Consider the following 20893-nt stretch of genomic DNA (forward strand, 5'->3'; position numbering starts at 1 on the left):
GGTTCCAGCGTGCGAAGGACATGCGTGTTTTCTTCACAACTCGCAGCAGCGGCATTTTTTCGCCAGTTAAACTGAGTTGCTGCTCGCTTCAGGGAGTTGCCAACTGACTGAAGCGGGCAACACCCCAACGAAATACTGCTAGAATCGTTAGTAAGCGGTTGATACGATCACTCGGCATGCGTTGCTTTCGCTCTCCGAAAAGAATACAAAAGACATGGTATACACACCGTACAGCGAACCGCTCACCTCGCGAAATGGCTAATACGAAAATGAAACGTCGAACCTTTGGTAAGTTGGCAGTACTAGCAACCGCTTCGACCAAATTGCGTGCTTCCCAGCCTTCCAGGCCGCGCATACTCCTGCGATCCTCATGGCAAACAGTGAATATCGGCGATATTTCACACACGCCTGGCATGTTGACTTTGTTAGAAAGACATTTTCCGGAAGCAGAGGTAAAACTTTGGGCGTCAAAGGATATGTCTGTTCCCGTGGCAGCTATGCTCCATCGACGCTTTCCTATGTTGGAAATTGTGCAGGGAACGCTAAGTGAGCAAGGTGAAGCGAGTAACAAAGAACTGCTGGATGCGCTTCAGTGGTCTGATTTTCTTTTGCATGGCTCCGGACCATCGCTGGTTGCGGCAAAAGATGTCGCTGCATACATCAAAGTAACTGGCAAGCCGTATGGCGTTTACGGCATTACACACGGTTCCTTTTTTTCCGGCGCTGACGCAGAACTTCTCAGTCAAGCTCGGTTCGTATTCTTCCGCGATTCAGTATCGCTGGAAGTTGCCAAACAGCAGAACGTAAGCTCACCTATAATGGAGTTCGCTCCTGACGCAGCCTTCGCGTTTGACATCCGCAATGATACGACAGCAGCGGAATTTCTCAAAGCTAATGCGATTGATGATCAAAAGTTCTTCTGCTGTTTGTCGCGACTTCGTTACACACCTTATTGGGAAATTCCTGGCAGCAATCGCGCTTTCGACCCCAAACGACATGCGCGGAACGAAGAGATGAAAGAGCATGATCACGCTCCGCTGCGTGCGGCGATAACAAGAATCGTTCGCGAGCTGAAACAGAAAGTGTTGCTTTGCCCGGAAGACATGACGCAAATATCAGTTACGAAACACATGCTTTTCGACCCGTTGCCCTCTGATGTCAAACCTCTGGTAACGTGGCGAGATAACTATTGGTTACCCGACGAAGCTCTGAGCGTTTATGTTCGAAGTGCCGGACTGTTCGGCAGCGAGATGCATTCGCCAATCATGGCAATAGGAAGTGGCATACCAGCCATTGTCTGCAGATTCGAAGAACAAACGAGTAAAGGATATATGTGGCGTGATATCGGACTTGATCAATGGTTGTTCGATCTTGATAAAGCGGAACAAGTATCGAAAGTACCAGAGACCGTTATGGAGATGGCAAATGACCTGAACGCTTCCAAGGCCTTAGCAGCAGAAGCTCTTGAGAACGTCAAGCGTTACCAACGGCAATCGATGGAACTTGTAAAAGCCAACTTAACGTAGTGAAAGCTACGTGTCAGCGTAAACGTAGTACTCTCGGCGCCCGTAACCACTGCGTCATTGACGCTTGAACTCGACTTGAGATTCCATATTAGGCCTAGATTAACTGCTTGCCGATAGGTCGGAGCATGAACCGAGCTGTGTCCTACGCGTGTGGAGCCTAGCGGAACTCACCTCAGTCGCATCGGCATCGAAAAGAGCCTGAAGTATCACTATTTTTCAGTCACAACCGGGATCGTCCCGGTCGAAACGCTCCACTTAAGCAATCCGAAAACGATCTAGATGTCGTAATTCGGCTTTGGCTCTCGTTTTCTGCCAATCAAACCTTTTACTGATCACGGTATAATGAGCGATCTACAAGATCCACATCGTAACTTAGCGCTTTGAAAGCAGAAGACATGGACCAGTCAATCCCACCCATCCGATACCGCCGCAAGATCACAGGCATGTCGGCAATATTGTTGCCTTTGCTACAAGACCTAACGATAGATTGGCAAGGATTTAACGACCATGTAGCGCGAACATCCGATGCAGGACTGATTCCAGCAGTGAACATGGACACAGGCTACGGAAATTTGATCACTTCGGAGCAACGCTTGGAGGTCTTGCGAGAGACGCAGAAGGTGACGGCAGGGCGACCATTTATTGCTGGAGCCTTTGTTGGCGATCGGCTGGGTGACGGCTTCGACTTTGATTGTTACCGGGAGAGGATCGACGAGATACTGCAGCATGGCGGTCGGCCCGTCATTTTTCAAAGCTATGGATTGACGCAGCAGACATCGGAGCAGATTGTTGAATCGTACGCAAAGATCGGCGAGCATTCAGGCGGGTTTTATGCGTTCGAGCTTGGCACGATGTTCGCTCCGTTTGGCTCGATTTATGACTTAGATACATACGAACGTCTGATGAAGATTCCTGAATGTTTGGGAGCCAAGCATTCGTCGTTGAATCGGCAGTTAGAATGGCAACGCATCCAGCTTCGCGATTCGGTCAGACCGGAATTTTTGGTGCTGACGGGCAACGACTTAGCGATTGACATGATAATGTACGGCAGCGACTACTTGTTAGGCCTTAGTACATTTGCACCGGCAGAGTTTGCGCAGCGAGACGCCATGTGGGAGCGTGGCGACCGCCGTTTTTACGAGCTGAACGATTTGTTACAGTACCTTGGCTTTTTCGCTTTTCGCGCACCCGTTCCGGCATACAAACACAATGCCGCTCAGTTTTTGAAATTGCGAGGTTGGATCCAGACATCGCTAACCTATCCCGGCAGCCCCACCCGCCCCGACACCGACACCCCCATCCTGAAAGAGATCCTCGACCGACTCGCCGCCTTCAGGCAGCCAAGTTCGTAGTACCGCCTTCACGCGGCATGGTTCAATTTTCCAAGCGCATCCAACAAGCGCATCGTAGCTGGCTTCGCCAAGAAGCCGGTTGCGTGACAGCACCCCGCACCCAACATCTCCCGCGTTCTGCGCGAACGCAGCTACGGAAGAGGTTGCATTCGCATCGTAGCTGGCTTCGCCAAAAGCCGGGGTCTTGATAGAAATCTTTGCCGTTTCGTCACATGCACTGCTGGACCAGCCAACAGTACCACCGTTTACAGCAACCCGCACTCGCCTTCACCCGCGTTCTAGGCGAACGCGGCTACCGAAGGGAATGCAAGCGCACCCTCCGACTTCGTGATAGACTATTAAAAGCATTGGCGACCGATCTTGAACGCAAATGTATCATTCACGATCCTACCGAATACTTCCTCCGAGGCGTTATCGTGCTCGAATACTTTCGACTTGCTGTTGTTGCTGGGGCGATGTGTTGTGGGCTGGTGTTTTCGTTACAAAGCCATGCGCAGGATCTGGAACGTGAACTAAACGCTGTGCCGGTTGAGTTACTCGCGGTAGAGGCTCGCACTAGAGGCGATGCGGCTCGGGGGGCGGTTGTCTTCTACCAAGCGTCCTCGGCTTGCTCCAAATGTCATGCGACCGACGCCGAAACGCCATCGCTCCTCGGGCCGAATCTCGCTCAAAAAGATCCACGATTCTCCGACGAAGCAATCGTTGAAGCGATCCTTGATCCTTCAAAATCGATCCGGCCCGGTTTCGAATCTGCGCAAGTCTTAACGACAGCCGGACAAGTCATCACGGGTTTGATCGTTGAACGAAACGATCAACACATAACCGTACGCGATGCAAACGGAATTCAAACTGCGACCCAAACAGCCGAAATCGATGACTTCAAAATCTCCCGAGAATCGCTCATGCCCCGCGGCCAAGTCAATCAACTCACAAGCCGCCAACAGTTTCTCGACCTTGTTCGCTTTCTATTTGAAATTCGCGATGGGGGTGCCGAACGAGCGTTAGCACTAAAGCCTCATGCAAGTTTACTCGCTGTGCGTCTACCAGAGTATGAGCGCGACATCGACCATGCAGGTTTCATCCGTGATTGGGGAGCTCAATCTTTGGAACGTGGCGAACAGATTTATCGACGCGTTTGTGCAAACTGCCATGGCACCAAGGACCAGCTTGGTTCACTACCAACTTCGCTCAGGTTTGCCGATGGAAAATTCAAAAATGGAAGCGACCCGTGGTCTATTTATCGCACTCTGACGCATGGCTTTGGATTCATGCCTGCGCAAACCTGGATGGTGCCGTCTCAGAAGTATGACGTCATCCACTACATCTGTGAATCCTACCTCAAGCCCTATAACACCTCGCAGCTGACTCGAATCGAAGCAGCGTACCTAGAAAGCTTACCAAAAGGTAACTCTCGAGGTCCTGAACCCAGTTCGATTGAAGCCTGGAACGCGATGGATTACGGACCGTTCTTAACGCATTGCTACGAAACTCCCGGAGCGGCGTTAAACATTGCCTACAAAGGTAGGGCGGTTCGGTTAGACTCCGGCGCAGGAGGTGTGGCTCGTGGTAACCAATGGATGATTTTCGATACCGATACAATGCGTGTTTCTGCAGGCTGGCATGCAAAGGCGGACAGCGGCAACCAAAACTTCATTGACTGGCGAGATATCCAATTCAATGGTGAGCATGGAGTGCATCCAAACATTGTCGGTCAAATCGTTTTCGCCAATGCCAATGGGGCTGGGTGGGCTAACCCGGCCAATAGTACGTTCGACGATGACAGCCGTATCGCAGGGCGTGACGGTCGACGTTATGGTCCGCTACCCAAGAATTGGGCACAGTTTCATGGCAGCTATCATTACAACGACAACGTTGTCCTTTCCTACTCGATCGGGCGAGCGAATGTGCTTGAGTTGCTCGGCGAGTTACCCAGTAACGAAACATTTCCAGCCGCTTTTACACGAACGTTTAATATCGGCCCGCGGGAACATGATCTTGTTCTTAAAATTGCTGACAGCGCTGGCGAAAAAATCTTAGCCGAAGCAAGCTATGCCGACACATCGTCAATTGCCACCAACCGGTTGGCGATGGGAACGATTCCCGCGATTGCTGGACAGACCTGGTCGGATTCCGAAAACCGAATAACGCTGAAACTTCCGAAAGGCAGGCAGCCACTCCGGTTCACGTTGTGGATCTCTCCTGCCTCTGCGGATTCATTCGACAAAGAACAATTTGCCGTCATCGCTCAGCACAGTCTCGCCCAGACGGCAAACCGTTCCGTTGATCTCGAACGACTCACCAACGGCGGCCCCCTGCGATGGCCTCAGACGTTAGAGACGCAGGTAACGACCAGTACCGAAAGTGAAGCGTTTGCGATTGATACATTGGTTGCGCCCGTGGACAACCCTTGGCTTGCACAACTACGTTTCACGGGGCTCGACTTTTTTCAAGATGGCAGTATTGCAGCATGCACTTGGGATGGCGACGTTTGGAGGATCCAAATCGCGGCGGAGCAGGGGAAGCTAACGTGGAAGCGGATTGCAACGGGCCTCTTTCAGCCGCTGGGACTCAAGATCGTTGACAATAAAGTTCATCTAACCTGCCGTGATCAGCTTGCCGTCTTGCATGATCTGAATGGAGATGGCGAATCGGACTTCATCGAATGCCTCAACAATGATCATCAAGTAACCGAGCACTTTCACGAGTTTGCGATGGGCTTGCAAGTGGATGCTGCAGGCAATTTTTATTACGCAAAGTCGGGGCGACATGCGTTGCCAGCAGTCGTTCCGCACCACGGTACATTGCTACGAATTGATCGGGACGGACAGAACACAGACATCTTGGCCACCGGTTTTCGAGCGGCCAACGGAGTGTGCATCAATCCCGACGGATCCTTTATCGTTACGGACCAAGAGGGATTCTGGAATCCAAAGAACCGCATTAACTGGGTGACGCTGGCAGCCGATGACAAGCCGAAATTCTATGGGAACATGTTTGGCTACCATGATGTCCAAGATACTTCCGATAGCGCGATGGAGCCGCCATTGTGTTGGATAACCAACAAATTTGACCGATCGCCTGGCGAATTGCTGTGGGTGCGGAGCAAGAAATGGGGGGCTCTCGATGGAAGCTTGCTCAATCTGTCGTATGGAACAGGTAAGGTCTTTGTCGTGCTGCACGAAGATATGGGCGGAATCCGTCAGGGAGGCATGGTGGAGTTGCCGATTCCGGCGTTTGAAACCGGTATCATGCGTGGTCGATTCCATCCTCAAGATGACGAATTGTACGTTTGCGGAATGTTTTCATGGGCCGGAGATGCAACTAGCCCAGGTGGCTTGCATCGTATTCGTGCCACTGGCAAACCGGCCTGCGTCCCCACGGAGTTACACGCGATAAGAACCGGGCTTGTTGTGAAGTTCGACGAAGCGGTTGCGCCGGAGTCGGTCGAGCCTTCCAATTTCACCGTACGTGTTTGGTCGTTAAGGCGGACGGAAGAATATGGTTCGCAACATTACGACGAACGGGAACTGGCCGTTAAGTCTGCGGATATTCAGAGCGATGGAAAGACGGTGCAGTTAGAGGTTGAGGGAATCGTGCCAACATGGTGCATGGAAATTCGCTACTCGCTTATTTCCATATCTGGAAAATCGGTGAGCGGCAGCATTCACAACACGGTTCACAATTTAGGCGAGTGATTGAATACTTCGGTTGTTGTAAGTTCTTTGAGAGTTGCCGCGACCAACATGGGGGCGATACAACGCCCGCTCAAACACCGACTTGTTCAGGAAACTCCAACGTAAAATACGGCAAAAAAATTCGAGCTATTTTTCGCAGGTTGTGTTGACAAAAATATCCAACTCGCCATATTGAGACTCAATCTCAGCTCATATTCAAGCCAGCAAAGTCGCATCTTCGAGGTGCGTATTACGTAGCAAGCCAGAAGAAGAGTGAATGCGGTAGGAAACTACCTAGGAATTTCACACTAAATTATTAGGCCTGCAAAAATGCGATTACGCGCAGCGTTACTTTTGCTTTCTTTATTTTGTACGAGCACTTCGGTTGTCGCCGAGGTGATTCCCTCGACGGGGGATAGTCGATTCGGCTGGACTCGCGGCGATGCGGATACTTTTTACAGTGGCTGGGATGTTTTCAGCGACGAGAATGGATTTGGTGGCTCGATCTTAGACTCGACGCCCGATCTGGCCGGTCGCAATGGCCCGAACGGAAATTTTGCGAGCCTGCTGGAGACTTCGAATTCTGCGTTTGTCACTGGTACCGGCAATATTTATTCGTTTGAATCTGGCACAAATCTTCCTGGCCTACCGCCAGGTGGACCGTCCATTTTTGAAGTTACAATTCCGTCATTCAACAATGGGCTTGGCTTTAACACCCGGCTTGTCGTGCAGTTTAAGACCTTAGGGAACGAACTCGATTACAGTTCTCTTCTCGTTGATGGTGTAGTCCCAACGTTCACAACCGAGACTGCACGCGTTGAGTTAGGGCCGCAAGGGCAGGGTGGTGGATTCGATGTGAGTTATCTCGCTTCGTGGGATTTCGCCCAAACCAAAGACAGCTTCTTTCTGACATTCGCAGCTCAATCAGGTTCGATGGCATTAGACCGATTACACATCGATGGAGCCGTGACTGCGGTACCGGAACCTGCGAGCCTGGCGGTTCTTTCGCTAGCTGCAGTCGGCGGAATCGCCGCTAGAGTTCGCCGTAAAAGGCAGCCGGCCAGCTGATCAGATTGCTTGATTGAATACAGTTCTGTTCTGAAGGGATTCCACTATGTCTCGTAGTAACTTTATTGTTAAACCTAGAAAGCGATCAGGCTTTACTCTCGTCGAGTTGCTGGTTGTAATTGCGATCATTGGCGTGTTGGCAGCACTGTTGTTGCCGTCAGTCCAAGCAGCACGCGAGTCAGCACGCAAGATGACTTGCGGCAGCAACTTGCGACAGATCGCCATTGCGCTGCACACCTATGACCACGCAAATCGCCAGTTGCCACCAACGATAACGAATAACGGGGGCAGCGGTTGGATTTCAATTTTGCCATTCGCTGGAGAGCAACCACTTTATTTGCAGTTTGATTTTTCGAAGTCGATGACAGCGGAACCTAACGCTACGTCGCGCAAAAAGACTCCATCCATTTACCAATGTCCAAGCACGGTATTTACTGAACGCGTAACGCTCAAAGGCAGCTCAAGCTATGCGTTTTCAACGGGCAGCGAATATTATCGTTCGTCGTACAATAATGGCGCAATGGTTGACTCGCTGAACCTTTACAGCTGGAATCGCGCCAATCAAATGCACACGGCAGTGAGTATCGGCGACCTGTCGTCTTCGGGCGATGGCTCTTCGAATGTGTTATTGGTCGGTGAATTGAGTTTCACTTTGAAAGAGCTGCAGCCAAACCAGGGATTTACCCAGTGGGCTGAAGGCTATCCCTACCATTCGGCTGGCTCCATGGCAGGCACCTTCAACTCGCAGTCTGGCGGCGGTTACGATTTCCGCACTTGGGAAACATTTCGCAGCCACCATGTTGGATGCGTTCAGTTTGCTTTTGGTGATGGTTCCGTTCAAGCCATCAACGAATCAACCGACTCCGTGATTTTAGATAACCTCGCCAATCGGAATGATGGTGAATCGATCAATCGCCTTTCACAATAGCATGAGCAAGCTAACATTTCCAACACTTTCATTAGCGTTTTTGATTGTTATGACAATGACGACTCTTGGTTGCAACAATGCCAAGACGACCGTCGTCGAAGTAACAGGGACTGTCAACTTACCTAGCGGACCACTGTCAGAAGGGCTGATAACCTTTGTTCCGATTCGGGAAACGACAGGTCCAAAGGTGTCATCGGCGATCGAAAATGGAAGTTACGCGATCGGTGCTGATAAACTTCTTGCTGTCGGAATCTATCAAGTGCAAGTCTTTGGGCTACCTCCGGGCGTTAAAGCAATTGCGACGGGAGGCCCAATCAGCCATGAGCGATCAGAGTATAAAGAAATCAGCTCTCGTTTTAATTCTCGAAGTGAACTCACGGCAACGCTCTCCGAAGGAGATAATGTCGCGAACTTTAATGTTGACTACAAATAGTTTACTACTTAACCAGAAAGATTCCCGAATGCGACTAAGTAAACTCTCCAATGCAGCACTTGGCTTGATGGCTGGATTTGTGATTATGAATGCCAACTGTCAAGCGGAGCATGCTGTTACGGCTGCCGCTCACTATGCAGATCTACCACTCACTTTGACCAGCTTCGGAGCGGCTCGCTTGGACGACAAAGTCTATGTGTACGGTGGTCACACCGGAGAAGCGCATTCGTACTCCAACAAGGAACAGTCTAATCAGTTGCTATGTTTGGACCTCCAAAACCCGGAAGCTCCCTGGAAAGCGGTCGCGGAGTCAGAGCGACTGCAAGGTTTAGCACTTGTTGCTTATAAAGGCAGAGTAATTCGTATCGGCGGTTTTTCAGCTCTCAATGAAGAAGGTGAAGAACATGTACTCAAGTCGACGGATCAAGTTGCCGCTTTTGATACTGCGACTGGGGAATGGAGTGCGATGCCGTCGCTTCCCGAGCCACGATCTAGCCATGATGCGGTGCTCTTCGGCTCGAAGATTTACGTTGTAGGCGGTTGGCAACTTGATGGTGGTTCCAACGATTCAAAATGGCACGATAATGCGTACTGCTTGGACTTGGAGTCCGCCGACTTGGAATGGAAAGCACTCGCAAATCCTCCTTTCCAACGCCGAGCAATAAGCATCGTACCATTTGGCGAGCAACTTGCCGTCATTGGTGGCATGGAACCGGAGAACAAAATCGTCAAGGATACAATGCTCTACGATCCTGCATCTGATTCGTGGACTAAAGGCCCCGAGCTGATCGGTGAAGGCCGCATGACAGGCTTTGGGACTGCCGCGATAGCTCTACCAAACGCGATACTCGTGAGTACGATCGACGGTAACTTGCAGAAACTTGATGCTAACGCACATTCATGGACCAGTGTCGGCAAGACGACGGATGCCAGATTCTTCCACGAGTTGATTCGCATTGATGGCCAACACGCCATCGTGATCGGCGGAGCAAATATGGAAAGTGGCAAGTTCGTCGAAACCGAACTTATCAAGATGCCCCAATAGGCGATGACAGTATGCGTGCGTAAGAAAGTTTAAAGGTTGATGTTGCTCAAGTCAGTCCAAAATTACGGTCGTATGCTCGCACTCGGCACTTTGTCGCTAGTGCTTGTTACTAATTTCGGATCTCTAAGGGCTGACGACGTAGTCTCCGGAACAGCGGACGTTGTAGCTTCCTGGCCTTCGTTCCAGAACGGCGGTCGTTTGTCGATTGACGCCAAGCAACTTCCGCTTCGGTGGTCAGGCGATAAAAACATAGCCTGGAAAGTCGCTCTGCATGGAGAGGGTCAATCTTCTCCAATCGTCGCTCATGGTATGGTGGCAGTCACGTCAACAACCGGGGCAAACAAAGAACGATTCCACCTGGCGACGTATAACCTGAATGGAAAACTTAACTGGTTAACAACGTTTGAGAACGCACATCCCGAGGAAAATTCTACGTACGTTTCGCGTGCAGCCCCCAGCCCGATCGCTGACCGAGATGGCTTCGTAGCTCACTTTGAAGGCGGACTGATAGTAGCCTTGCAAAAAGATGGCACAGAGCGTTGGCGACGAGAACTGATCACTACTGAAGGCACGATTCCGGCTCGTCACGGACTAGCAGCCTCTTTGGAACAAGACGAATCACACGTCTTCTGCTGGATCGAACAAAGCAAGGAGCCGTTGCTGACTTGTTTAAATAAGGACTCGGGCGAAATTGTATGGCAGGTTCCAGGCCTTGGTACCACGTCGTGGGCTTCACCCAGAATCGTAGATATCGGCGAGGGTAAGCAATTGGTATTGAGCGGTAAGGGAATCATTGCGGGGTATGATCCTCAGTCGGGCTCGCGTCTCTGGACTCTGACAGATGTGTCAGGCAATACGACTTGTTCGCCGATTCAGGCTGGCAAAAATCGCTTCTTGGTCGGTGCATCGAAGGAGAGCAAGTCGGATGGGGCTACCAACTCGAATGGCTTGATTGAAGTAACATTGACCAGCGATGGCAACTATCAAGCTGCGTTTGTTTGGCGTGCCACTAAAGCCACTTCCAGTTTCGGAAGCCCCTTAGTCGCTGGAAATAACGCTTACTTTGTTAGCCAAGCCGGCGTGCTTTTCGAAATCGATTTGGAATCGGGCAAAGAACAGCGTACGGTCCGACTGGCAGCTGGTAGTGTATGGTCAACGCCGTTCGAACACAACAAACACTTGTACTTTTTTGGCCATCAGGGCAAGACTTCCATTCTTATGGCCGAAGGCCTCGATTCAGTCGCAGAAAACGATCTCTTTAGCTTTACGGACGACGACAACTCGACAGACGAGAAGGCCTTACCAATGGCAGAAACTGTCTGTGCAGCAATTGCGATTGAAGGCAGATGTTTTATTCGTACAGAAAGTTCGCTCTACTGCATTGCTGAATCACACTGACACACTCCCAAAGAATATGAAATGTCGTGTTGTAACGTTTCATAATCATACCGCTTACCACAAGCTAATTAGCCTCTAACTTTTTCGAACCGGAAACACTCAAATGAAGATGCGAATCTGCGCCCCCACTATCCTTGCCACTCTGTTCCTGATTGCAGGCCAAGCGCAAGCTCACTTTCCGTGGCTGGCTGTTGATGAGAACAATCATGTAGTGATGTTCTTTGGTGAAACTCCAGCCGACCGAACGTACAAACTTCCCGAGTCGATTTCAAAAGCCGAAGTTTTCGCATTTGCAAAAAATGCCGAGCCTAAGAAGATCGCATTATCGGCAAAAGAATCCGATGATTTTATTGGTCTCCAGTCGACAGCACCTGTTGAAGCTGTCACCAGCCTGAAATCGGATGTTACCTTCGGCATATACCATGGTTCCAAGCTAGATTACTGTGCGATTCATCATGCGGGCAAACTTCCCAACAAGCTCGACTCGCAAGCAGGAACGTCAGAAGAAGACGCTAAAATCGCTGCTAAATTAGTAGACACTGACACTGGTGTCGATGTTTGGGTACAATTCGACAATAAGCCGTTGCCAGACACCACCGTCACCTTACTCGGCCATGATGGTTCGACTCACGGGGAATTGAAGACCGATGCGGAGGGCAAGGCATCGTTTTCCGACAGTGAGGTTACGTCAGGTCTGAATGGCGTGATGGTTGGCCACACGGTTAAAGACAAAACTGGTGAGATTAACGGGACCGCATACAAATCGGTCTCGTGTTACCTCACTGTGACGTTCAATGACCCAGAAGACTTTGACAAAGCCAAATAATCTCAGTCGAAGCACATCCCGTATAAGGTATTTGATCAGATACGTATTTTATACGGAACTACATTACTACATTTGAGTGGAATAGAAGGACTTTAGTTATGGATACCCAGGCCGTTATCAACCAGTTGAACGAGATTCTCAAGCACGAATGGACAGGTGTCGTTCAATATTCTCAAGCTAGCTTCATCGTCGAAGGAATGTGGCGAGAGATTTTTTCAGAGAAGTTTGAAGGTGACGCGAAAGAGTCGTTCAAGCATGCGAAGCTAATCGGTCAAAAAATCTCGTCCATGGGGGGAGTACCAGTTGCCACACGCAATGAAGTTAAGCAATCCAGGGATGTTCGCGAAGTTCTCAAGTTCAGTCTTGAGTTCGAATCGAAAGCAGTAGCAATGTACACCCAAGCATTGGAGATGGTAGAAGGCGACCGACCGCTTGTGATTTTCTTGGAAGACATCCTGAAAGAAGAACAAGAAGGCGTCGACGAGTACACCAAATTGCTGCGTACCACCGAAGCACAAGATGCTGCGAATGCGATTTCAAAAACAGCGTAGCTGCCCCCCTCTTTTCATTCAATGCAACGCGAAAAAGGAAAGCGAACGAGCGTCTCTTACGCCGTTCGCTTCTCAGGTTTGCGATCACGCTTCAACAATCCGCGAGTGATTGAATTTTCCTGATCGAGTTTTGATATCGCCCTACGGCTGTCGTGATCTATTGCCTCCAGCGTTTTGCCCAGACAACTAAAGCGACGAGTTGATCGTCCGAGTTACTTGCTTGTGCGTTGTGGATTGATTCAATCAACTACGACTTGAAACTGGTGCAAAGAACACACGGTAGAAACTTGAATGCCGTTGGATCGCTCGCTTAACGCGCGTGGTCAGGAAGTCTGCCGTGCGATCCCGCGATATCTGACCTTTGCGTGAATATTCAGGCTAGCCAGCAAACACGATGGGCTCAAAGGAACTGTTGGCGAGCGAACGAGTTGCCGATCGATTCATGCGTTGCCTGCTCGTGACATTGCATCCTGTAAAAAACAGTTTCATGCTCGGTAACTGTTGGGCTTCGAGTTCAATGCAGCTCTGGGCGAACCAACCGATATCGCTGGAGAAAGTTTGCTGTTGAAGCGAGAGCACGATTTCGTCACCGCGACGCACTTCAACAACCGCGATGCGACGGTCAGCGGCGTCCGACGGAAACACTTCCAATATCTTTTCGGTCATCTTGTAAAATCGTTTCTCGCGTAATGCAGCTTTTGCCAGCCCACATGGGCGACAGCTTACTTGTTCAGGACCAGCTTTCCGCTCTTCGTCAGCCGCAGCTCATAGGGAGTTCCGTTGATCGTCACGATGATATGCGAATCCCCTTTAGCCAGTTCCTCATACCGGTAACTGCGAGCCTTCAGGAGCAAACGGTTTTGATCCTTTGGGGAGTCAGTAGTCGTGGAACTGTTCAACGGATTCGACATCTTGACGTTTTTTTCACCGATCACTGTGCTTCCCGCACCGGAAAGTAATGAGACTGATTCTCATTAGCATCACAACCGGCGGCTTTTTTGTCAACGGTTGCTGCGAAAAAGTGTCAAAAGTTTTCTTGCGATTTGCCGCGTTGGAAATGGAGCCCAGCCCCCTTCATCGTGGGAACGCTCGAGGACACGCCCGGCAGATCCGAGGATGAAGTCCTCGGTGCGAAGTAGTGTTGTACGCCGGCAGGAAGGCACGCCGGCATGAAGAAAAGACGTGTGCTCGAGAGGCTGCCTTCCTATTTACCAATCGGCCCAACGCCGCACTTCCAGCCTCAAATATCCCGTCATCAATACTGGCGCATTAGTTCAGATTATGGGACGCCGAGAGATCCTCTTGCGAGAGATTTCTTGCTGGCACAGTAACGGAAATGCAACCTCTTACACCGAAGATGGCAATATCCTTCCAAGCTGGATTACGACAAATTTCGATGGCTGTTTGGCTGCCATTCAACCGCGGCGTTTCCATATTGAGCACGACTGCGACCGGTTTATTTTGTTCAAGATATTCTATGGCCGCAGAGCCCGTTTTCACGGTCGCGACTCTGTACCCGCAAGACTCAAGATACTCGATGACCTGCTGACGAAGCATCTCATCGTCCTCCACGACCAACGCAACTCGTTTTTGAGCTGAATCGACATAACAAGATTTGCCTTCCGCGCACTGGGAAGAGGATCTATCCCCAAGCGTAGACTCGTTCAACGCCTCTAGCGCATCCGCAGCACACTGTTCAGCTCGTAGCTGCTGGCCACTTTCTAAGAACTGCTGGATCGACCGAAGAGCTGCTTGGGCGAGGTGTAGTTGGTTTCGGAGTTCCTGGTTTTCCGTTCGCTGGCTAACGCCGCTAGAAGCCTGCCCCCGCGCAACCGCAATGTCGGATTCAAGCAATTCGCCGCGGAGAATTCGCACATCGTCCGGCGCAGTTACCCCAACATTGACTGAACTTGAGGCAACTCGCAGAATCTCAATAGAGATACCGAGGTTTGGAAAAACGACCGTTTGATTTTGCTTGCGCGATACAACGAGCATAGTTGGGTATCCTTTCCGAAATGCAGTCATTACTGCTGTTCGGCAACACTCAACTTCCTGTCAAGCAATTGTGGAAGTCAATGGAAAGTCCGTTCCATACCACTTGCCAAGAGTAAGTTATAACGCGTTGCGGCCATGCGCATCAAGCTGGAATTTTTCCAATTAGAGTAGGAGGGAGCACCAGCAATTCTTTATGTTTGCATGCTATTCAGTTGGGATCCGCTTGCTTTCCACTGAACTCTTTCATGGCTTACTTTCACGCGGCGATTTTTCGAAACGTTTTCGAATTTCTTGGAAGATTGCCTTGCGCTTTTCACCCGCATCCATCGCTTCGTTGGTACCGATCTCGCGCGTTGCTTCAGCCAATGTGCCATCTTTGATTACGTTCTCGAACCAAGATGCGTAGTCATCGCGATTTAAGTGATATTCCCAGGTCTCATCATCAACACCATTGCCTATCTGCATAAAAATCTTAAGGTTCTGCACCTCTAGCGCTAGCTTACGTTCAGGGCCGCGAAACACGAACCGTAACTCCTTGTCCATTTCTCCATCATAGTAGCTGTGCATATGACGCTGGCTTTCGTCCTTCGGTTGCAATCGATGAAACCAAAACGCTTTATCGTTCGCTCGGTGCCAAGCGATTGAAAGCGATTCCGTAGAGGCACGTGGCGATGCGACGTGCGACGTGCGGCGTGCGGACGCCGACCAGATTACAGAATTTTTCAAGCGCTACCCTCGGTTCTTCTGCAATAGAAATAATCCAGTCAACTGTTTGGAGCACGGAGACTGACATCTCTTCCTGAAATGCCGTAATGAATAAAAACCCTTTTAATTCTTTCTCATGCCAGCCTTTCGCAGGCTCCCAGTCGCGGGGAGAAGCGTAGTGTGATTCATCCACAATAATCCAATGCGGCCGCCCCGTTCTGCTCCTCTGGTCGGCCAGGGCGCGATGGAGCTTGTCAAAATACGCGGGCCTCTCGGGTTTCGGAATGCTAAAAAAACTCACCACACAGTGCTCAGAAGGTTGACGCAGTACGCCTATCACTTCTTCAACATCTGGAGCACGATCGGCAGTTCCGAGTACGATCGAATCACTCAAGTCCTGGTAATCTCCCTCGGGATCTAAGATTACACATTGTGCACCTACCTCGCTCAGGCGTTCGAGAAAGGTAAGCGCGAACTTACTCTTACCGCCCCCCGGCCCCCCTGTTACAAAGATACTCTCTCCGACAAGAGGTATGGTTAGAGGAACTCCATCCAATCCTTGATGCAATTGCAAGTTGCGCTTTGGTGCTTTTGAAACTTGCGCAAGGTCTGTCGAAACGATCAACTCAATCAGTTCGGATACACCTTCCCCCCGTTCTTTCTCGAGCTTGATGGTTGCCTGATCTTTGACGGTTTGCAGAGCGTTTGCGACAGCAGCGCTTGCACCGCACATATTAAGCATTGCTAAATCATTTTCGGCATCGCCGACCGCCACGGTGTTTACTGGAGAGATCCCCATTTCTTCCAGCGCAATTTTTAAACCGACTGCCTTGTTGATTCCGGTCGGCAGAATCATTACCGCGTCTTTATTAAAGATGATCTGCAGCTCAAGCCCCATCTCTCGTATCAACTCAAGCGCAATCGTTTCGTACGGTTGCCACGTCGCAACGATGACGCGTCCTGTTTCAAGTCGGTCAACGCCCGCAGCACTGAGACGTTCTGCAAACTCGGGTGGGGTAGCCTCGCTGAGCAGCTTCTCCTCGTTTGTATGGGGGTCGTACAGCAACGCACCATTTTCAGCCACAACCTTCTCGAAGATTGTAAGCTCTGCAAACAGCTCTTGCAGCGGTTCGAGTCGACGCCCACTTACGAGGACCAGTTTTCGGCCTGTTTCTCGCAATCGGTGAAGCGCCGCCAGTGTCGCTTCATCAACTTGACCGTTATGCGCAATGGTGCCGTCGTAGTCTACGGCCAACACATGAAACTGCATGTCGTTTCCTTAGAATCTTGATGTTATCTCACGTTCCCCAGCGCCCGACGAAGCAACTGCCATTCCAGATTTGTTTTGATATCAAAACTAGCTCGACTGGCTTTCGGGCTAACCGTAGCAGCAAAATCGATTAATCACTTAAATCTGGTTAAGTCGTTGCGCGGGGTTTTGCCGATAAACTGGAGTGAGTAGAGACACCGAGGTATTCGCTGATTTTGTTTGTATTCGCTAACCTCGCTTACGGAGGCGAATCATTTAAAGCCTTTCGAACCGCAACGAATCACGCCGACCGGTCGCGACCGGAGGATGTTCGACTTGTAACAAAGCAAAGTGATCCGAGTGACGCCCATCTTCGCGAAACTTCCCACAGCGCGTCGAGCTTCGCAACTAACTGCAGCGCTGCTCATTCTTACATTGAGCAAGGTTGGTACTGACAAGCTTCATGCGCAAGGCTGGCCTGTCGTGCAGCCAATGCCTTTCGAGCAGTTGGAAGTGCTTGAGCAGCCGCGTAGCTCTCCTTCCGACTATTCGTATCAACCCTTGATAGTCGCTGATTCGCCGGTGCCACAAGACGGACAAGCGTTTGCTGAAACACCACAAAACACGCAACCAGATCTAGCAGAGATTCTGAAACGCCTAGCCGAGCTTGAAAATGAACGCGATAAGGCTAAAGCGGAAAAGTCGAAAGCCGATCCAAAGTCAACAATCCAGCCAGAATGGAAGGATGTGTCCGACGAGAAGTGGAACGTAAAGCTTGGTGGACACGTGCAAATGGACTACGTTCTTTGGGCTAACGCTGATCCCGCAATTGATGGAGACGAAAATTATTTCAATTTCCGTCGATTACGGCTTTTGGCGGATGGTACCGGATATGGTCAATTCGATTTTCGACTACAGATGACTCTAGAACCGGGGCAGGGTGCCAATGACAACCAGTTTGCTAGTCCCGATGTTAAAGATGCATATTTATCCATGAATGAGATACCCCTCTTGGGCAGAATGCGCATCGGCAACTTCTTCATTCCTTTTGGTCTTGAACAAGTTACCAACGATACGAATAACATATTTCTAGAACGCTCAATTCCAACTCAGGGCGTCTTCTCTGCAGACCGCGAAGTCGGCATGGCGTTTTACAATTGCACAGAGGACAAAAATCTTTCGTGGGCAACGGGAATATTCTTTGACGATATCAACGACACGTTTAAAACAAGAATAGACGATAACCAAGGACTTCGCCTTAGTGGACGGCTGAATTGGTTGCCGTACTATGACGAACCGTCTGATGGAAGATACTTGGTGCATACAGGCGCTGGAGTGCTGTACACGAATGACTATGACAATCGTGTCCGATTTCGCGCCCGGCCGCAGGTCCAACGTGGGCCGATCTTGATTGATACTGGAAACCTAATCGCTGATGACTACACCACTGGAAATTTGGAACTGGCGATAGTCTGGGGGCGTTTCACTATTCAAAACGAAGCATATGTTTCGCAAGTCAATCTTGACTCCGGTGAAGCGGTTCATGTGGGTGGGGCTTACTCACATATTAGCTTCTTCCTGACCGGTGAAAATCGCATCTATCAACGATTCGGACAGCATGGTGCTCAGTTTGGTAGAAACGAACCATTCAATAACTTCTTTGCAACGCCAGGCGGAATCGGAAGCGGAGCCTGGGAAGCCAAAGCACGCTGGTCACGGCTTGATCTCTCCGACGCAAACGCTGGCCAATACAACGATATAACCCTTGGCATGAACTGGTACTGGTCAGATCGCACTCGCGTTATGTTTGACTGGATCCATCCATACACCTCGGAAGAAACAGTTTTCGGCAGCACGGAAGCCGATCTGCTTGGCATGAGATTCGACTTCAACTGGTAGCATCTGCGTCTTTCCAGACAAGTCATCGCGTAACCGCAACCAAGTACATTTTAAGGAAGCGAACCGGATGCGCATAAAGCCCCCCCAGATAGTTGCAGTTGCACTGCTATTTTTCTGGCACTCAAGCAACTTGATTGCCGGTGAAATCTGCAAACAATGCGGTTGTTCTGCCAACTGTACTAAAACGTGTCGGCTTGTTTGTGAAGAGAAAACAGTCAACGTCACCTGCTGGGGAACGAAGTCAGAAGAGTTCTGCGTACCCGGCCCCAGTTCTCTTGATTGCACATTCGAGGAGAAAGTGTGCGCTGAATGCGGCGAGAACGGGGAAGATTCTCAAGTGAAAACACAACCGAAGCTTTTTAGCTGGTCGAGGTGGATCCCGAGCTCAGCAACAATATTTACTCGCAAGCGACTAATGAAAGCAACGGTCACAAAAACCGTTCCAAGCTACAAATGGGTGGTAGAAGACTTATGCCCAGCTTGTCAAGCAAGCCTGGAAAGTCCTGCCGCAGTTGACGTTTCTTCAGAGCTGAATCCAGTTCCATAATCCGCCAAGCTGTTGCACAGGCGTGCTTGGTTTGCCCGTGTGAAAGGCAGCCAGATAGAGTGCGAAGACAAAAACTGGCAGTTTCTACCACAGGCGAACTCTGTGGCGGATACTTTCACTCGCATTCACTCATTTCTTTTTTGTGACTCGCTGCACTACTAGCCGCGCCTGAATATCTTCGCGATCCAACTCCATGCGAAATAGGTGTGGCGAAGCGTTCAAGGCCACGTCTTCCCGTGGTTATGCAAATCGCGGGTAGTTGAATTTATGGTGTTTCGACGTGGCTTCGGCGTGAGCTTTGCTACATGAGAGCCTGTTTCAAAAACTTTGTTTTAAAGAGTGGCCATTATGTGCGAATCTCCCTCGGAAAAATCGCTCCATGCGTCTTCAGAGAATCTTTCTGCAGAAGACCCAAACGCCGAGCGGACACGAGATAAATCAACGGCCGTCGATAAGACGGAGTCACCGCGTCGCGACAGTACCGATATGCAGAACGACACCAAGGTCCAGGAAGCGTCGGAAGAATCGTTTCCTGCAAGCGACCCGCCATCCTGGACTGGTGTTTACGGAACCTGATACGGTTGTCGCCACGGAATTAAACAACCATAATGATTGGTAAATCGGACCTTATTAGATAGCCCCGAGAGCTAACATGCCTAGCACCCAAACGAGCCCCTCGCAGAGCCCTTTCTTGCCGCAGTTGCGATCAATTTTTTCCGCATGGCTAAAGGCTCCTGCCCAGGTTGCTTCGGTCTGTCCCAGCTCCGGCGCACTGACTTATTCTATAGCCGATCGAGATTGTGTTCGCGAGGCAGAGGTTGTTGTGGACTTAGGTCCGGGAACTGGCGGTACCAGTCAAGCTTTGTTGAAACAAATGCATCCACATAGCAGACTATTAGCAATCGAGCTAACAGCCGAGTTCCTACCGGCGCTCCGCGCCATCCGCGATCCGCGACTCATAGTCCAACAAGGGGATGCAGAGAACTTGGCCGACTATCTGTTGCTGCATCAACTGCAAGCGCCGGCAGTCATCGTTTCTGGCCTCCCTTTCTCAGCGATTCCTAACGAAGCCGCTCGCCGATTGCTGAAAGTAATTAAAACGACACTTCAGCCCAACGGTACTTTCATTGCTTACCAAGTAAGAGACGCGGTTGCCAGCTACGCAGCCCCCGAACTTGGCGTCGATTACGACGTTGATCGAGTATGGTGGAATCTACCACCATTGAAAGTTTTTACATGGAAGAAGGGATAGGACGTCAGAGCTGTCGTGGGTTAGCGATTGTTTAGCAATCGCACCAACGCATTTCTCTCCTCGTCGATCTCGCGCACGGTGCGAACACCCAAGCGTCTTAAAATCGGAAGCGGTGGGCACCAGCCCTGTACGGCGTGCTGGAACAGAAAGCCGGTAACTGCAATCGGCAATATGAGCCAGCGACGGCTTGCCGCAGCGGAGAGGACGCAGCCAGTAAATGCAAGTGCGGCCGCGTTAGCTTCAAGCACGCGTTCGACATCCCATTCGTGCTCTAATTCCTCTAGTCGTTCTTGAATCAGTCGGCTGGTTGCACTTCGATAATTGCTGACGCGTGCTGCTGTTTCTTGATGAATCTGTTCGTTTACGCGCGCCGTAGTATTGTTGGGAACGCGTTCATTGGTTGCGGGAAACATATCTGCTCTAAACCCTTTGCAAGAATAAGAAA

The 20893-nt window shown here is 50.4% G+C and carries 19 protein-coding genes; 13 read left to right on the forward strand and 6 right to left on the reverse strand.

Features of this window, described 5'->3' with window-relative positions; all coding sequences use genetic code 11:
* Positions 1-269: 269 nt before the first annotated feature.
* From SH451x_RS18400 to SH451x_RS18445, 10 genes are all read left to right on the forward strand, one after another.
* Positions 270-1526, forward strand: coding sequence for a polysaccharide pyruvyl transferase family protein (locus SH451x_RS18400; RefSeq protein ID WP_479358486.1), 1257 nt, complete (start codon positions 270-272; stop codon positions 1524-1526).
* A gap of 395 nt (positions 1527-1921) precedes the next feature.
* Positions 1922-2878: a dihydrodipicolinate synthase family protein gene (locus SH451x_RS18405; RefSeq protein ID WP_479358488.1), complete on the forward strand. Its 957-nt coding sequence runs from the start codon at positions 1922-1924 to the stop codon at positions 2876-2878.
* A 347-nt stretch (positions 2879-3225) separates the two neighbouring features.
* Positions 3226-6573 (forward strand): DUF6797 domain-containing protein, encoded by a 3348-nt coding sequence (locus SH451x_RS18410; RefSeq protein ID WP_479358489.1) that lies wholly within the window; start codon positions 3226-3228, stop codon positions 6571-6573.
* 309 nt (positions 6574-6882) lie between these two features.
* Positions 6883-7620, forward strand: coding sequence for a PEP-CTERM sorting domain-containing protein (locus SH451x_RS18415; protein WP_479358490.1), 738 nt, complete (start codon positions 6883-6885; stop codon positions 7618-7620).
* A gap of 46 nt (positions 7621-7666) precedes the next feature.
* Entirely contained in the window at positions 7667-8548 is an 882-nt protein-coding gene (locus SH451x_RS18420) for a DUF1559 family PulG-like putative transporter (protein ID WP_479358491.1), read from the forward strand.
* Between the two features lies 1 nt (position 8549).
* Complete coding sequence (locus SH451x_RS18425) at positions 8550-8981, forward strand: hypothetical protein (protein ID WP_479358492.1); 432 nt, start codon at positions 8550-8552, stop codon at positions 8979-8981.
* A 28-nt stretch (positions 8982-9009) separates the two neighbouring features.
* Complete coding sequence (locus SH451x_RS18430; protein ID WP_479358493.1) at positions 9010-10026, forward strand: Kelch repeat-containing protein; 1017 nt, start codon at positions 9010-9012, stop codon at positions 10024-10026.
* Between the two features lie 39 nt (positions 10027-10065).
* The gene (locus SH451x_RS18435) at positions 10066-11424 is read left to right on the forward strand and encodes an outer membrane protein assembly factor BamB family protein (RefSeq protein ID WP_479358494.1); all 1359 of its coding nucleotides are present in this window, start codon (positions 10066-10068) and stop codon (positions 11422-11424) included.
* 103 nt (positions 11425-11527) lie between these two features.
* Positions 11528-12250 carry a hypothetical protein gene (locus SH451x_RS18440; protein WP_479358495.1) on the forward strand — a complete coding sequence of 241 codons (723 nt, stop codon included), beginning with the start codon at positions 11528-11530 and terminating at the stop codon, positions 12248-12250.
* A 98-nt stretch (positions 12251-12348) separates the two neighbouring features.
* Positions 12349-12801: a ferritin-like domain-containing protein gene (locus SH451x_RS18445; protein WP_479358496.1), complete on the forward strand. Its 453-nt coding sequence runs from the start codon at positions 12349-12351 to the stop codon at positions 12799-12801.
* A 378-nt stretch (positions 12802-13179) separates the two neighbouring features.
* Here the strand turns inward: SH451x_RS18445 and SH451x_RS18450 are convergent, their stop codons facing one another.
* From SH451x_RS18450 to SH451x_RS18470, 5 genes are all read right to left on the reverse strand, one after another.
* The gene (locus SH451x_RS18450; protein ID WP_479358497.1) at positions 13180-13467 is read right to left on the reverse strand and encodes a hypothetical protein; all 288 of its coding nucleotides are present in this window, start codon (positions 13465-13467) and stop codon (positions 13180-13182) included.
* 56 nt (positions 13468-13523) lie between these two features.
* Positions 13524-13712 (reverse strand): hemin uptake protein HemP, encoded by a 189-nt coding sequence (gene hemP / locus SH451x_RS18455; RefSeq protein WP_479358498.1) that lies wholly within the window; start codon positions 13710-13712, stop codon positions 13524-13526.
* Between the two features lie 358 nt (positions 13713-14070).
* Entirely contained in the window at positions 14071-14796 is a 726-nt protein-coding gene (locus SH451x_RS18460; RefSeq protein WP_479358499.1) for a carbon storage regulator, read from the reverse strand.
* A gap of 243 nt (positions 14797-15039) precedes the next feature.
* Positions 15040-15363, reverse strand: a complete 324-nt coding sequence (locus SH451x_RS18465) for a hypothetical protein (protein WP_479358500.1) — start codon at positions 15361-15363, stop codon at positions 15040-15042.
* Positions 15364-15412: 49 nt separating this feature from the next.
* Positions 15413-16771, reverse strand: coding sequence for an HAD-IIB family hydrolase (locus SH451x_RS18470; RefSeq protein ID WP_479358501.1), 1359 nt, complete (start codon positions 16769-16771; stop codon positions 15413-15415).
* Positions 16772-17110: 339 nt separating this feature from the next.
* On the opposite strand from SH451x_RS18470, the gene SH451x_RS18475 reads away from it, so the two are divergent.
* From SH451x_RS18475 to SH451x_RS18485, 3 genes are all read left to right on the forward strand, one after another.
* Positions 17111-18649: an OprO/OprP family phosphate-selective porin gene (locus SH451x_RS18475; RefSeq protein WP_479358502.1), complete on the forward strand. Its 1539-nt coding sequence runs from the start codon at positions 17111-17113 to the stop codon at positions 18647-18649.
* Between the two features lie 895 nt (positions 18650-19544).
* A complete protein-coding gene (locus tag SH451x_RS18480; RefSeq protein ID WP_479358503.1) occupies positions 19545-19772 on the forward strand; it encodes a hypothetical protein in 228 nt (75 codons plus the stop codon).
* 76 nt (positions 19773-19848) lie between these two features.
* Complete coding sequence (locus SH451x_RS18485) at positions 19849-20448, forward strand: class I SAM-dependent methyltransferase (protein ID WP_479358504.1); 600 nt, start codon at positions 19849-19851, stop codon at positions 20446-20448.
* Between the two features lie 20 nt (positions 20449-20468).
* On the opposite strand, the gene SH451x_RS18490 is transcribed toward SH451x_RS18485, so the two are convergent.
* Positions 20469-20861: a hypothetical protein gene (locus SH451x_RS18490; RefSeq protein WP_479358505.1), complete on the reverse strand. Its 393-nt coding sequence runs from the start codon at positions 20859-20861 to the stop codon at positions 20469-20471.
* Between the last annotated feature and the right edge of the window lie 32 nt (positions 20862-20893).

The sequence above is a fragment of the Njordella aestuarii genome (assembly GCF_056494165.1).